Annotated in this window: 8 protein-coding genes and 2 pseudogenes; 2 read left to right on the plus strand and 8 right to left on the minus strand. The window is 29.4% G+C overall.

Annotated features, from left to right (window positions below):
* Positions 1–51: 51 nt before the first annotated feature.
* From aroC to L8W55_RS04280, 4 genes are read right to left on the minus strand one after another with little or no spacing between them, the layout of a single operon-like run.
* Positions 52–1140, minus strand: coding sequence for a chorismate synthase (gene aroC / locus L8W55_RS04265; RefSeq protein ID WP_263677480.1), 1089 nt, complete (start codon positions 1138–1140; stop codon positions 52–54).
* Positions 1137–1805 (minus strand): ribonuclease III, encoded by a 669-nt coding sequence (rnc, locus tag L8W55_RS04270; protein WP_263677482.1) that lies wholly within the window; start codon positions 1803–1805, stop codon positions 1137–1139. Before rnc ends, aroC begins: the two co-directional genes overlap by 4 nt.
* Complete coding sequence (rnhA, locus tag L8W55_RS04275) at positions 1798–2238, minus strand: ribonuclease HI (protein ID WP_263677484.1); 441 nt, start codon at positions 2236–2238, stop codon at positions 1798–1800. The genes rnc and rnhA overlap by 8 nt, the downstream gene beginning before the upstream one ends.
* Positions 2235–3197: a hypothetical protein gene (locus L8W55_RS04280; protein WP_263677486.1), complete on the minus strand. Its 963-nt coding sequence runs from the start codon at positions 3195–3197 to the stop codon at positions 2235–2237. Before L8W55_RS04280 ends, rnhA begins: the two co-directional genes overlap by 4 nt.
* Before the next feature lie 74 nt (positions 3198–3271).
* Here L8W55_RS04280 and dnaG point away from each other — a divergent pair, with 74 nt between their 5' ends.
* Positions 3272–5056, plus strand: coding sequence for a DNA primase (gene dnaG / locus L8W55_RS04285; protein WP_263677489.1), 1785 nt, complete (start codon positions 3272–3274; stop codon positions 5054–5056).
* A gap of 65 nt (positions 5057–5121) precedes the next feature.
* Positions 5122–6105, plus strand: a complete 984-nt coding sequence (locus L8W55_RS04290; protein WP_039629150.1) for an MnmA/TRMU family protein — start codon at positions 5122–5124, stop codon at positions 6103–6105.
* A gap of 23 nt (positions 6106–6128) precedes the next feature.
* On the opposite strand, the pseudogene L8W55_RS07970 reads toward L8W55_RS04290, so the two are convergent.
* The 4 genes and pseudogenes from L8W55_RS07970 to L8W55_RS04305 all read right to left on the minus strand — a co-directional run.
* Positions 6129–6509: pseudogene (locus tag L8W55_RS07970) on the minus strand (methyl-accepting chemotaxis protein); the annotation flags it as partial.
* 1071 nt (positions 6510–7580) lie between these two features.
* A pseudogene (locus L8W55_RS07975) lies at positions 7581–8210 on the minus strand (hypothetical protein); the annotation flags it as partial.
* Positions 8211–8399: 189 nt separating this feature from the next.
* Positions 8400–10604, minus strand: a complete 2205-nt coding sequence (gene pbpC / locus L8W55_RS04300; RefSeq protein WP_263677492.1) for a penicillin-binding protein 1C — start codon at positions 10602–10604, stop codon at positions 8400–8402.
* A complete protein-coding gene (locus tag L8W55_RS04305) occupies positions 10601–15886 on the minus strand; it encodes an Ig-like domain-containing alpha-2-macroglobulin family protein (RefSeq protein ID WP_263677493.1) in 5286 nt (1761 codons plus the stop codon). The genes pbpC and L8W55_RS04305 overlap by 4 nt, the downstream gene beginning before the upstream one ends.
* Positions 15887–15914 lie beyond the last annotated feature (28 nt).

Genomic DNA, 15914 nt, shown 5'->3' on the forward strand with positions numbered 1-15914 from the left:
TCTCCCTTTTTAAAGATATTTTATCATCATATCTAAATAAGTATTAAATTTTTATTTATTTTTTACATAAACTCGTTGTAAATTTTGCAAATTTGAGCTTGCATTTAAAAGCAAAGCATCAGCCATGCAAATTGCCACCATAGCATTTACCACAACACTACCTCTTATACCTACACAAGGATCATGCCTGCCTTTTAACTCGTGTATAATATTTTCTCCTTGAATATTTTGTGTTTGTTGGGGTAAAAATATAGAAGGGGTTGGTTTAAAATATGTTTTTATATCAATAAAATCCCCATTAGAAATTCCACCTAATACTCCACCACTATGATTACTTAAAAATACCTCATCTTTTAACTCATCATTATTTTGACTTCCATACATATAACTACTTTGAATACCGCTTCCTATTTCTATAGCTTTAACCGCATTTACCCCCATAATTGCATGAGCAAGTTTAGAATCAAGCTTATCATACAAAGGCTCACCTAAGCCTTTAATAGGATTTTTTACTCTAGTAAACACTCTAGCACCTATACTATTTTTAGCCTTTTTAGCCTTTAAAATTTCATCTTTGAAGTTTTGCTCTAAATTTTTATCTAAAGCATAAACTTCACTATTTTTAGCATAATCAAAATCAAACTCATCATTACTAAGTTTGCTATCAATGCTTCCTACTCCAAAAACTCCGCTCATTATTTCTATATCAAATTCTTTTAAAAGCATTTGTGCCACAGTTCCTGCTGCTACTCTTACTACACTTTCTCTAGCACTAGCTCTTCCACCACCTCTATAATCTCTAATGCCATATTTGTGATAATAAGTAAAATCAGCATGTGCGGGACGAAACACATCTTTTTCATAATCTTTCGAGCGTGTATTTTCATTATACACCAAAACACTTATAGGAGTTCCTGTCGTATAACCCTCAAAAACCCCACTTAAAACTTGAGCCTTATCTTCTTCTTTTCTAGGGGTGCTAAATTTATTTTGACCTGGCTTTCTTTTATCTAGCATTTCTTGTAAAAAATCAAAATCAAATTTCACCCCTGCTGGCATACCATCTATCACACAACCTATAGCTTGACCATGAGATTCACCAAAGCTTGTAAATTTAAATCTTATTCCAAAGCTATTCATAGTTTTCCTAATTTCTCAAGTGCAATTTTAGCACATTGTTGTTGGGCTTCTTTTTTACTACCTGCTGTAGATCTTGCTACTTCTATACCTTGAATTTTCACTGCAATTTCAAATTGCTTTTTATGATCAGGTCCAAAAGCCTTTACTACGATATACTCAGGCGTGCCTGCCATATTTGCTTGTGTAATTTCTTGAAGTCTTGTTTTATAGTCTTTAAACAAACTTTGTGTGTCAATATGCGGATAAACTTCGTTAAGTAAATTTAATGCTATATTTTTGGTTTTTTCAAAACCTATTTCTAAATACAAAGCTCCCATTAGCGCCTCAAAAGCATCAGAAAGTATGGAAGGTTTATTGCGTCCATCGTTATTTTCTTCTGCAATAGACATAAAAATACATACTCCAAGATCAAGTTTTTGCGCTAAAGTTGCAAAAGATTTTTCATTTACCAAAGCTGCTCTAAGTTTAGAAAGATTTCCTTCTGAGTCTTTTTGAAATTTAAAAAACAAAAACTCCCCTACTACTAAATCCATTACAGCATCACCCAAAAACTCTAATCTTTCATTATTATAAGGCTTTTTGTAACTTTTATGCGTTAAAGCTTCGATGAGCAATTGCTCATTTTTAAAATGATAATTTAGTCTTTCTTGGAGTTTTTTAAGCATTTATTGACCTTTCTTCTTGGAGCTTTAAGGCTGCATTTCTTGCTAGCTCATCGCAACGTTCATTTAATTCATGGCCATTGTGTGCTTTGATCCAAAAAGCAGTTATTTTATGATCTTTAGCCACACTTAAATACTCTTTCCAAAGATCAATATTTTTTTTACCTTTAAAATCTTTTTTTATCCAGCCCTCAAGCCATTCATTAATACTTTGTACCATTAAATTTGAATCTGTATATAATTTTACCTCACATGGTTCTTTTAAAGCTTTTAAAGCCTCTATAATAGCCATTAACTCCATACGATTATTTGTTGTATTCTCACACGCCCCACTTTGTTCTTTTTGATGATTTTTATAAGTTAAAACATATGCCCACCCTCCAAAGCCAGGGTTGTTTAAACAAGAACCATCAGTATAAATTTCAATATTTTTCAAGCTTTTACCTCATAATAAATCTCACATTTTCCAAATTCATAACAAAATGGACAATGATAAAAAAACAAAGGACTTTGATTTTTACAATTATTACACACATAAGTAAAGCTAAGATTTGCACTTAACTCATTATCGTTTAAAATTTTTAAAATTTTTAGTTTGTGATTTTTGATAGGAATAGCTTTTGTGCTTAAATTTTTTGCATAAAAAAACTCATGATATTTTTCATCTTCAAGATTAAGCGGACTTTTGCATTCATTAAGTAAATCAATGACATTTTCAAATTGAGGCATTTGAGTAAGTTTATCTTTATAATGCAAAAAGCAAAGTCTTAAAATATACTCATTATCCTTGCTCAAAGCTAGAATTTCTTTTAGTTTTTGCTCTTGCTCTTTAGAACTTGCTTGAATTTTCAAAGCCTTTATCAAAGCTTTTTCTGCATATATATTTTCTCCTAGCTCAAACAAACACTCTAAAACATCTAAAACCTTATCATAATCTTTGAGTTTTAAATAAACAATTTTTAAAAGTTTTAAGCTTTCTTTATTGCGTGCTTTGATCTTTAAAGCATTTAATAAAGCTTCCACGCTACGCTCTAAAAACCCTGCTTTTAAATAAACTTGTGCTAGTGAAAAAAAGATAAATTCTTTTTGGCTTGCTTCATTTGCTTTTTGCAAAGCTATGAGATAAATCCCCACAGCTTTTTCAAATTCACCGCTTTTAGTAAAAATTTGAGCTAAGAAATTTAAATTTTCTATACTTAAATTAGCATTTTTTAAAATTTGTTGGTGTGTAGAATTAATTTCAAATTTTTTTACAAAACGATCAAGTTTGCTTTTTTGGTCTTTACTTGCAAAAATACGCCATATATAATGTGAGCTAGCTATGATAAAAACCAAAGCAGTTAAAACAATAAGACCAAATAAAGGATCGCGGTATTCTACAAAGAAAAAATCCATAACCTTACAACTTAATTTTCAAATTTATAACAATTATAGCTAAATGCTTATATAATTTTCTTTAAGGTTTAAAGATGATAGAACAAGCAAGTATAGAACAACTTTTACAAAAAACAGATATTGTTGATATCATAGCTCATTATGTTGAAGTAAAAAAACAAGGCTCAAGCTATGTTTGCGTTTGTCCTTTTCATGATGATAAAAATCCTAGTATGCATATTAATTCTATTAAAGGATTTTATCATTGTTTTGCATGCAAGGCTGGGGGTAATGTTTTTAAATTTGTAATGGATTATGAGAAATTAAACTTTGTTGAAGCAGTAGAAAAAGTTGCTTCATGGAGTAATTTTTCACTTACTTACACCTCACAAAAACAAGATAATAAAAAATCCATCATTCATATCTTGCCTACTCTTAATGCTTTTTATAAACAAAACCTAGCTAAAAACAAAGAAGCCTTAGCTTATCTTTATAAAAGAGGCTTAAATGATGAGGATATTAGAACCTTTGAACTAGGCTTTGCGCCAAGTTCCAATGAAACACTAAGACTTTTACAAAATGAGCAAATCACTCAAGAAGAAGCTTTAGAGGTAGGTGCGATAAAACAAAATGAAAATGGCGCTTATGCAAGTTTTATCAACCGCATTACTTTTAGCATTTATGATCATAAAAATTTACTCATAGGCTTTGGTGGTAGAACTTTAGATGAAAACAATATGGCAAAATACGTTAATTCTCCCCAAAGCAAACTTTTTGATAAATCACGCGTTTTTTACGCACTCAATTTAGCAAAAGATACCATTTATAAACAAAAAGAAATGATAATTTGCGAGGGCTATATGGACGCTATAGCCTTTCATAAAGCAGGATTTAAAAATGCTGTAGCGGTTTTAGGAACAGCTTTGGGTGAAAATCACATACCTTTGATAAAAAGATTAGAGGCAAGAGTGATTTTGTGTTTTGATAATGATAATGCAGGGCTTAATGCTGCTGTGCGTTCAGCACATTTGCTAAGTTTAGCAAAAATTGATGGAAAAGTAGTCTTAATAGAAGGCGGGAAAGATCCAGCTGAACTTGTAGCAAGCCATCAAGAAAAATTACTTTTTAATATTTTAGAAAAAGGCATAGAGCTTGGAGAATTTTATATAAGAAGTTTGATTGCAAGTTGTGATTTAAGCTCAGCACTTAGTAAACAAAAGGCTTTAGAAGAGGTACAAAAATACACTTTTAATCTTGAGCCTTTAGTAGCAAATTCTTACACTACCTTAGTAGCAAATCTTTTGGGTGTAAATATTAATGATATAAAACTTTCTAAAAATACAAGAAAAATAAGCTTTACTAATCCCATCAAACAAAGTAAAATCAATAATATAAGCGAATTAGAGCTTTTGAAATTTTTATATGAAAATAATGAAATTATAGGGCTTTTTAAACTTTTAAGCGCAAAAGAATATTTTTTACACCAAGATATCACTAAAGCTATTTTAGAACAAAAAAACTTTGAAGATCCTAGCATAAGAGAGCTTTATGAATTTGAAAATATCAAAAACTTAAGCAATTTAGAAGAATTTTTATATGCTATTTGCAAGATCAACCTTGCATATTTTAATAAATTAAAAAGTTTAAATTTAAAACAAGCCTTTAAAAAACAAATTTATAATTTACTCAATCAAAATTTAGAAAAAATCAAAAAAAGCTATCAAAACGATGAAGTTTTTTTTAATCACTTGATAGAAGTTTTAAAAAGCGTGCATTTTTTAGATGATGAGGAAAGCTTGGAATTATTTTTAAATAGACTACAAAAAAATATCAAAGATAAAAAAGCAATTCATTATAACTTCGAAGAAGAAGTTTTTTAAATAAAAACTTGCACAAAAATTAAAAAATATTCACTACAATATGCCAAAAATTTCGAAAGGAAAAAATGAAAGCATTAGCACTTTTTAGTGGCGGGCTTGATTCTATGCTTGCTATAAAACTCATAAGCTCTCAAGGCATAGAAGTAAAAGCTTTAAATATCAATATAGGCTTTGGTGGCACAAGTGATAAAAGCGAACTCATGGCAAAACGTGCTGCTATGGCAGGAGCTAGTTTTGAGATGATAGATGTAAGAAATGCTTATTTGCAAGAAGTTTTATTTAATCCTCAATATGGATATGGAAAACATTTTAACCCTTGTATAGATTGTCATGCTTTTATGTTTAAAACTGCTCTTTCTATGTTAAAAGATGAAAACGCAAGCTTTATCATCACAGGAGAAGTGGTTGGCCAACGCCCAATGAGCCAAAGAAATGATGCTATGGCAAAGGTTAAAAAACTAGCACTTGATGAAGAAGATTTAATCTTGCGTCCAATGTGTGCTAAAAATTTACCTCTAACCAAACCTGAGCGTGAGGGTTGGGTTGATAGAGAAAAGCTAGAAAGCATAAGTGGAAGAAGCAGAAAAAGACAACTAGAACTAGCTGCCAAATTTGGTTTTGAAGATTTTGAAAGTCCAGGTGGTGGATGTTTGCTCACACTTGAGAGTTTTTCAAATAAAATCAAAGATTTTATTAAATTTGATAAAAATATGCAAGTTAATGATGCGCAACTTTTAAAATACGGACGCCACTTAAGACTTCCAAATGGCTCTAAAATGATAGTAGGTAGAAATGAGTTAGAAAATCAATTTTTAAAAGAATTAAAAACTCAAAAGTATGAAGAATTAAAACTTTTTGATTTAATAGGTGCTTATTCTTTAGTAGATGAAAACATCAATCCGCAAGATCTTGAACTTGCTCTAAGCATAGCGCTAACTTATGCTAAAACTCAAAATAATACAAAATACAAAATAGGCTTTAAAGATAAAATTTTCCAAAGTATGGCTTTTGAAGATAAAAATAAAATTCAAGAATATTTTATAAATTAAACTACCCTTTAAAGGGTAGTTTTTTAGAATTTCTTTCTTCTAACCTCTGCTACAATATCAGCTGACATAGAATCAACTTCATTTGCTACAGAATTTGTTGCGTGCGCAATTTGTGAATTTTCTTTAGTTAAACCATCTATTACTGAAACAGATTGATTAATTTGTGAAATTCCTAAAGCTTGCTCTTTAATACTCTCACCCATTTCATTAATAGATTGAACTAAGATATTAGTATTAGCTTCAATCTCACCTAAAGACTTTTGAGTTCTTTCAGCTAGATTTCTAACTTCATCCGCAACAACAGCAAAGCCTCTACCATGTTCTCCTGCACGAGCTGCTTCAATAGCTGCATTTAATGCAAGCAAATTAATTTGATCAGCAATATCTCTAATAACATCAGTTACATCTTTGATATCGCTACTTTGTTTAATAACCTCTTCAGTTCTTGCTGCTACTGCATTCATAGAAGCACTCATTTCCTCAACCGCAGCGGCACTTTCTTGTAAAGAATCAGCTTGTTTTTGCGCACCATCATTAAGTTTTAATACACTTTCTTTTAAAGCATCAGCTTTAGTTTGAAGCATTTCTCCTTGACTTAGCGAAGCTTGAAGCATTTTTCTAATCTCTGCACCTACTGCATTAAGTGATTTTTCTATCTCTCCTTCTGCATTGTCAAGTTTATCTGAGAAATCAAGATTTTGAAAACTAGCAAAAACTCTTTCTATTTCATTTAAATCTTTACCTATTTTCATTTGCATATCATCAAGCATTTTATTTAATACTTCTTTTAACTCTACAAGTTTTGGATTTACAGGATTTGCATTTATTCTTTGAGTAAAATGTCCTTTTTCTATGTCGCAAGAAACTTCTAGAATATTTTGCACTGTTATTTCATCTTTTTCTAAGCACGTATGAATATATTGAACATTATCATTAATCATTAATGCCATTTTTCCAAGCTCATCATTATATCTAGGTGTTAAAACTTCAACAGATGCTACTTCGTGATTTAAATATTTAAAAAATTTCATCAAATGGTTTTGCAATCTTTGTATTCGTATTGAGACAATTCTTTTTACCGAAGTACTAATAACAATCACAATGAAAACTACCGCAATAACCGAGCTAATTAGGATAATATTTCTAAGTTCTGTAATAGGTGCATAGACAGTTTCATTTGGCACAATAGCTAACATTGCCCAGTGAATTCCTGTATTTGGCCATATTTCAAACACCCTTATAGCCCCATGATATTCGCTACCATCATCTGCTATATAATTAATTGGACCAGCATAGGCTGTTTTTTGTAAATCCACTATAAAAGCTGCATTTTTATTCACATCAGAAATTTTTTTCGTAACAAATTCCGCATTTGGATGTGTAGCTATAACACCATTACTTGCTATTAAAATTCTTCTTGCACCTTGATAAATCGATCTTGAAGAATCATTCAAAAATGTAGCAATAGGCTTAAGATCAAAAAGCATACCGACAACACCTATTGCCTTGCCTTTTTTATCTGTTATAGGTGCAGCTACGTTAAGCCCTAAAAACTTGTTTCCATGAATGTTATACCATCTTGGTTCACCAAAATATAACTTATTTCCATTCATTAAATTTTTAACGGCCCTAGTTTTTGCAATCTCTTCACTTGCTGCTAAAGTTTGCATTCCTCCAGCATTGTTTATATCCGAATCTCTCATCAAAACCATAAATTCGTTATTATTGGTAAAATATTTTTCTTCAACATCCAAATTCTTATACATTGTTCCATCTTGCAAATAGTAATACCCATAAGCTATGTCACGATTTGCATCAACAGCTTCTCCAAGAATATTTTCTATTCTTTTTGGATTTATAGCACCTTCTGAAATAAGGTTATTTAAAGTTCTTTGCGTACCAATGGTACTAACAAACAAAGATTTAATAGATGCCTCAGCTTGATTTCCATAACGATGCACAGAAGCTGTGAGTGTATTTTCTATTTGTGTATTTAAAATAGTAGTAGACCTGTTAATAATAAGCACAGATAAAATACTCAAAATCAAAACAACCGTGATAATAGCTATAGCAACAATTTTTGCACCAAGACTCCAATTACGCATTTTTTCTCCTTGAGCGTGTGGTAAAAATTTTTTGTTATTATAAATCTTTTTTATTAAAAAAGTATAAAAATTGTTTTATTTTTATTTATTTTTATAATAATCATAATTACTTTTACTTTTTTACACAAAAGCCTATAAAATGGGGGAGGGTATATATGTTTTTTAACTAATAATTTTTATTATTTATATTTAAAATATATTAAAATTTATAAAATCATTTACACCATTTTCACTAATAATATTAAGAGTATATTTACCCTTTTTTAAATCTAAAGATAAAAACTCTTCTTTTCCTTCAAAAATCAATTCTTGATTTAAATACCAAAAAAGTTTTTCTTTTTTAGGATTTATAAGCTTAATTAACAATTTTTGCTTATTTTTTAAATCTTTTGGCAAAATGATATTAAGATTATTTAGCGGATATATGATTTTTAAATTTTGGCTAGAGCTTTGTAAATTTTGCTTTTCTTTAGCAAAAAAAGCTTGTGCATTAGAAGGTAAATTTAAAATAATCTTTTTCTTTGCATAAAGGAAATTTTCATCTAAAGAATCAACTTCTTTGTTTTTATACATAAAAACTTCTTTTAAAAATGGTGAAGTCCTTAAAACATTTGCACTTTGTGGGTAAAGCACTTCTTTAAAGTCAAATTTATAATCATATCTATATCCTGTTTGATTTTCAATTTTGATAGTAACTAAATCATTAGGCTTTTCAAATTCTAAATTAACCCCATCAAGTAAGGCTAAAAGCTCAAAAAATAACTCTCCTGCTATATTTACACCATATAAATTTGCATTTGCTTCGCCATTAAAATTTCCAACCCATACTCCTAAAGTGTATTTAGGAGAAGTTCCTATAGCCCAGGCATCTTTTCTCCCATAACTTGTGCCTGTTTTCCAAGAAATGATGGTATTAAAATCATATTGTCTTAAACCTGCTCGATCTAAATCCTTTAAGGTTTGTAAGGTTAAAAAGCTTGCTCCATCACTAATAAGCTTTTTATCTTCTTTAGTAAATGCATTTTCTTCATATAAAAGTTCTTTAAAATTTCCATAATTTCCAAGCCCTAGATAAATTTTTACCATATCTTCTAAACTCAATTCTTTTGTGCCTAAAATCAAAGAAAGTCCGTATTTTTTAAAATTTTCATCTTCAAAATCTAAAATATCTTTGAGTTTATAAAAAAACTTCTCATACCCATATTCTGCAAGTAAGCTTACAAAAGGAATGTTAAGTGATTTTTGTAAAGATTCTTTTGCGCTAATAAGGCCATGATATTTTTTATTTGCATTTTGCGGGGCAAAGTTAGAAAAAAATGTAGGTACATCAAGCATTAAAGATTCAGGCGCTATAAGCCCCTCATCTATAGCAAAAGCAAAAAGTAAAGGTTTTAAGGTTGAACCTACACTACGCTTTGCAATAACCCCATCAACTTGACCAAAACTTGCAAAATCATAAAAATCATTAGAGCCTACATAAGCTAAAACTTTATTTGTTTTGGTATCTGCTAATAATATAGCTAAATTTTTTATACCCTTTTGCTCTAATTTATAAGAATATTCCTTAGCTTTTTCTTCAAATTTGATTTGAATTTTTTTATCTATACTAGAAATGATTTTTTCTTTATCCGCTAAAAGCTTACGTGCTAAATGTGGAGCTAAGTTTTTTCTTGCTTTAAAACTAGGAAGTTTTTCAGCCTTTGCAAGAGTTAAGATATCTTTAGAAAAATATCCCTTTTCAAAAAGCCTATCAAGTAAAACATTGCGTTTTTTTAAAAGCTTATCTTTGTTTTTTTCAAGATTAATCAAACCTGGATTATTAGGAAGCACTGCAAGCAAAGCTGCTTCACTCCAAGTAAGATCTTTTAAATCTTTTTCAAAATAAAACAAACCCGCACTTGCAACACCTACTAAATTTCCCCCATAAGGAGCATTGTTTAAATAAAGCTTTAGAATTTCATCTTTTTCGTAAGCACTTTCTAAAGCAAAAGCTTTGATAATTTCGTTAAATTTATTAAAATATGTGCGTTTATTTTGCTCTAGAAGTTTGATTGTTTGCATAGAAATCGTGCTTGCACCACTTCTTTTACTTGAAAAAAGATTATTTTTAAGAGCTCTTATAAGCGCTAAAAAATCTACTCCATAATGAGAATAAAAATTTTTATCTTCATACAAAATAACTGCACTTTTTAATTTTTGTGGTATAAACTCACTCTCTAAATGCCATTGTTCATTAGCATCTAAAAATACACTAAGAATTTCTTTATTTTTATCAAGCAAAACCTTGCTATAAGTGCCTTTAAATAAATCCTTGCTATCAAAACTAAAATAAACTAAGCCTATGTAAAAACATAGGCTTAAAAAGCATATTGCAAGGCTTATTTTGATTTTCACTGCACTACTTTGACTCTTTTACTCTCACTTAAAGCTTTATAAGCATTATCATACATTGCTTCAGCATAAGCTCCACTCAAAGTATAAACACCTGGAGTAACAGCACTTAATTTCACAAAAAATTCTCTTGACTCATCAAAATATAAAGGAAAGAAATACATAATCTTATCATCTCTTATATCCACAAAATCATAATAAGAATTTTTCACAAAATCAGGAACTTCATCATCTAAAAGATCATGCACTATCTCCCATCCGCTTGGTAAAATTTGAGTTAAAGCTATATTAGAAGTGCCTGGATAATTTTTATTTGATATTTTTAATTTCATATAAAAAATTTGAGAACTTTTTATAGCACTTTCATCTATTTCATTTCCGTTTTCATCATAAAAACTTCTTTCTATATACATACGCTGTGCAAAAGGCTCGACAATACCTTTTTTAATACCCTCTACTCCAAAATGCACATAAGTATCTTCTTTAGCTTCTATCAAAGCGCTACCTTGATTAAACTCAAATTTAGAAAAACTTGTATTGAGTTTTTTACTCTCACCGTTAATTTTTACTCTTGCATTGATAGTTTTAGAGCTTTCATCGCTAAAGCTATTTGCCAAAGCATATAAAGCATAGCCTGTGCTTTGAGTGCTAAGCCAAGCTTGGCTTTCTAAAGTTTTTTTAATATCATCTAATAATTCATCATTATCTTTACTATAGATTATTTTATACGCATTTGCAATAATAGCTTCATCTCTTAGAAAAGATCCATAAGTATGAGTATAATTAGCTTTTTCATCAGGCTTTGTGCTTAAATTTTTAGCTATATTTAAAGCCACCTCATCAAAACCCGCTAATTTATAAGCTGCGCTAAGTTGCCAAAGACTTACATTATTTAGGCTTTGCAAATAAGCACTATCTTCATAAATAGCATTCATTATGCTTAAATTTGGCTCTTTGGCTAAAGCTAAAAGATATAAAGAATTTATTCTAATTTCTTTATTTGTTTGAGCTTTTAAAACATAGCGTTTTTGATAATCAAGCCATGCTTTAAACATTCCCTCACTCACATAATAACCTCTTTCTTTGGCTAAAATCATAAACATACCCGCATAATTACTTCCCCAAGCATCAGAATCTTTAAGTCCTTGCCAATAAGCAAAACCACCATTAGCAGTTTGGAAATTTGCATATTTACTTAACAATGCATTGATATTGTTAATATTTTTTTGTTCATTTGTTCCTTGATCAAGTTTTTGTAAAAAGAGTTGTGGTAAAACTGCTGAAGTACTTTGCTCTATACATCCATAAGGATAATTTTGCAAGTATTTTAATCTATGATTTATATTTAAAATAGGCTTAGAACTCACACTTAAAAACGCCACTGGATTAATATAATCTTGTGTGATTTTAAACTCCATAGAAGTATTTGCAGGAATTTTAAAAGATTTACCCTCATAAGTAATGGTATTTAATGCTTTTATATCAATTTGCGTATTTTGAGTATAGGTGTAATCTTTTGTATTTAAACTTAACTCTATTTCTTCTACTCCAAGCTTGTTTGAATTTACTTTTGCGTTAATATAAATATCTTTTGTTTTTTCATTACCAAAGTCAATTAAAATTTCATCTTTTTCAAAATTTATGAGTGAATTTTTTGTTTTTAGTTTAAGTTTTGCATTTTTTACATCATCATCTACTTTAAATACCTGCACCAAAAGCTTAAACTCATCATCAAGTCTTAAAGCTCTTGGCAAAGTTTCAAGCATTACAGCAGGTGCGCTAACTTGGATATCTTTAGAAGCACTGCCAAAACCTGCTAAGTTGTTTGCCACTACCATAACCCTAACCGAACCTAAATATGATGGCATATTAAATTTTAATTTTGCATAACCATTTTCATCACTTTGCACTGGCTCTTGAAACAACACAACCGGTTTAAAGCGTCTTGCTTTTTCATCATTTTTACTTTTATTTGCTCTACTTTCTAAGAAAACATCACCACCCGTAGTTAATACCTTAGAAGCATTAGAAATATTTTTAGCAATGATTTTATCATAGGTATCATATATACTCATGTTAAAGCGTGTTTTTTGGTAAAAATACCCCCAAATATCTGGAGTTTTAAAAGCATTCACATCAAGCAAGCCCTCATCTACAATAGCGACAGTATAAGTATAACTTTGCTTGTTTTTACTTTGAATTTCTACTTCAAAATCTTGTTTTGGCATGATTTTATCCGGTACTTTTAAATCAAGCTCGATTTTACTTTGCTCATCTACTACATTTAAAGGCACCACACCAAAAAGTCTTAAGGCTCTATCGTTGGTATATTGATCATAATCTTGAAGTAAAATCACGCTCGCATAAACATTTGGCATATATTCTTTAAGAATAGGAATTTCAACCTTTGTAATATCTTCATGCGTATCTATCACAAAGCGTTTTAAAACCTTTGCATTATCATTTAAAGTAACAATAGCTTTTGCACCCTTAACACTTTCAAATTCTATAAAAGCTGTTTCATTTGGCTTGTATTCTTTTTTATCACTTTTAATCTTTAAAGAACTCACTATATCAGCATTACTTGGCGCACCAAAACTACTAATATAAAAAAACTCTCCTGTGCTTGTTTTACTTTGTACATCTTCAAGTTCTATGAACATTTCACCATGGTATTCTTTTGGATCAAATTCTATTTTAACCGGTTTATCCTTACTTAAAATACTTCCTTGAGTAATGATTTGTGTGTTTTTATCTTTTTTGAGTGATTTTAAAAAATCATCATAATTATCATAATCCCACCACCAAGAATAATCATTTGCATAAATAGTATATTTAATTTCCCTATTTGCTATCAAATTCTCATCTAAATCACTCACAATGGCTTCAAAATTGATAATAGAACCTGAGCTTAAATAATGATTTTTTAAACGCTTAATACCCACAAAATACTCATGCAATATTACTTGTGAATTTACAAGCGCTTCAACTGATCTTGAACCTTTTTCAAAAACCCTAGCCCTTATGCTAGCTTCTAAATTATATGGAGTATTTTTAAAAAAGTCATTTAAAGCAAATTCTTGCTTTGTAAAGCCATTTTCATCTAACATACCTTTTAAATTATCTTGATATTTTTGCACTAAAACACTAGGATTTGAAAAAAGATATTCTGGGTATTTTGAATTTTTATATTCTTTTTTACTTACAAATAAATCAGCTTGATATTGTAAATTACTCGCTGGTGTTCCAAAAAGGTATTTTGAGCTAATATTAAAATCTAATTTTTCATTTTCTTTTATACTTTTTGGAGCTTGCATAGATACTTTTATACGATTTGGCACTATATTTTGCACTAAAATTTCTTTATCAAAAATAGCATTTGCTAATTCAACCCTAGCTAAATACACTCCACTTAAAGCTTGTTGATCAAGTGAAATCTTTTTATAAAAAGTTCCATTACTCAAAGGTTCAAGTTTAATTTTATCCAAAAGCTTTTTATTGCGTGGATCAAAAAAACTTAAAAATATAGGGTGATTAACAGCTCCTTTATCATTTCTTGCAACCATAGTTAAATGGATATCATCACCTGGTCTATAAACCCCTCTTTCTGTGTAAATAAATACTTTATTTTGAGAAGTTAAATCAAAACCATCAACATCAAAACCATCATATAACAAAGGTGAACTTAAACGCAAAATAGAAGCTTGTTTATCTTTTGAAGCAATGATAAATAAAGCTTTTGACTCATCAATATCATCAAAAACAACCAAACCGTTATCATCGCTTGTCTTAGAAGCTAAAACCTGATTACTTTTGCTAATTATATCAACCTTAACCCCGCCTAAAGCCTTTTGTGTGGTAAAATCTCTCACATCTACAAAAAGCTTTTTATTTAAATTTTGAGCAATCAAAGCGATATCTGAAAAAATTAAGTTCTTGCTTACTTTTGCTTTTTGGTTAAAAAATCTATATTTTTTCCAACTCTCCATTCCCTCATCAAAAGCATAATCAACATCTTCTTCTTTAAAATAAAGCTTGACTATAAATACACCACTTAAATCTTTTAAACCATCTAACACTATCTCGTTTTCTTGCCATTGATTTTTAGTATTTTTTATATCAAAGTCTTTTTTTAACACTATTTCACTAGTATAATCACTCTCTGAAAAAATATCACTATCATAATCGCTTAAATTTTTAGCACCTTGAAGATTTTTATATCTTAAATATTCACTTAAGTTATTTGAAAATACTTGATGAACTTCTAAATGAACCTTTTTAACATTCATACTCTTAAAAGCTATTTTTTTACTTGCCTTGCTAGATAAAAACACCCCTTGATTTGTAAAACTTATAGCAGGCTCATAGTCTTTTAAACTTACTTGAGTTTTGTAATTTTCTTTTGTACTAATTCCATCAGCACTTTTAATCCCTTGAGCAAGTTGAATTTCATAAGTTTTATTTGGAGAAAAATCACCTGTAAGTTTAATTTTATTTCCAAAAGCTAATGCTTTAAAATCTACTTTGGGAGTAATAAAAATCAATTCTTTTAAATTTTGATCTTGTGAAATATTTTGAGAAAAAAATAATTCTATGTTTTTATTAACTATATTTGCATTTTGGAAAACAAATTCGCTCTTTGCAAGCAAAATATATTCTAAATCTATATTGTTTTCTAAGCCCAAAATATTTTTATCAAAAACCACTTTTACATTAGTATTAGTATTTTTGATACTCAGCGCTTTAGAATACACACTTGCCATATCACCCTGAATGATGATTTTATCTATTTGAATTTCTTTTTCTTGTGCAGTAATCTTAATAGCTTTTAACAATTCATCTTTATTAAGAGTATAAAAACTTTGAACATTTAAAACTAATACACTCTCATCATTTGAAATATTTTGAAAATATCCTTTAATATCTAGTTTTTCAAAAGGAGTTTGAACTTTTAATTGCACTTTTTCATTTGCTAAAATATCATTTAAGTCTATAAAAATATCATATTTTTGATTTGCTTTTAAAGCTGTGAAAATATTTAATCTTGTAGGTGTTTCAAGTTCGTATTTTACCTTTGTCTTTTGATTATTAACAATAATCTCTCTTTCTTTTATAACACCTATTTCTTGATTAATAATATTAGCATTAAACTCTACAAAAACACTTTGTGTATTTTCATTAAAACCATAAGCTCTTATAGCAGAACTTTTATCCTCATTTTTAGAGCAAGCAAACAATAAACTTGCAAGTAAAAAAGCAAAAAAACAATGTAAAAATCCTCTCATGTATACTCCATTTAGTAAATTTTTCAAA

The sequence above is a fragment of the Campylobacter sp. FU_520 genome (genome assembly GCF_025772385.1).
In the GTDB taxonomy this organism is placed as follows: domain Bacteria; phylum Campylobacterota; class Campylobacteria; order Campylobacterales; family Campylobacteraceae; genus Campylobacter_D; species Campylobacter_D lari_C.

Coding starts and splice junctions, on each gene's coding strand:
- L8W55_RS04290 (WP_039629150.1), top strand. CDS start 5,122: ATGAAAGCATTAGCACTTTTTAGTGGCGGGCTTGATTCTATGCTTGCT.
- L8W55_RS04280 (WP_263677486.1), bottom strand. CDS start 3,197: ATGGATTTTTTCTTTGTAGAATACCGCGATCCTTTATTTGGTCTTATT.
- L8W55_RS04305 (WP_263677493.1), bottom strand. CDS start 15,886: ATGAGAGGATTTTTACATTGTTTTTTTGCTTTTTTACTTGCAAGTTTA.
- rnc (WP_263677482.1), bottom strand. CDS start 1,805: ATGCTTAAAAAACTCCAAGAAAGACTAAATTATCATTTTAAAAATGAG.
- dnaG (WP_263677489.1), top strand. CDS start 3,272: ATGATAGAACAAGCAAGTATAGAACAACTTTTACAAAAAACAGATATT.
- aroC (WP_263677480.1), bottom strand. CDS start 1,140: ATGAATAGCTTTGGAATAAGATTTAAATTTACAAGCTTTGGTGAATCT.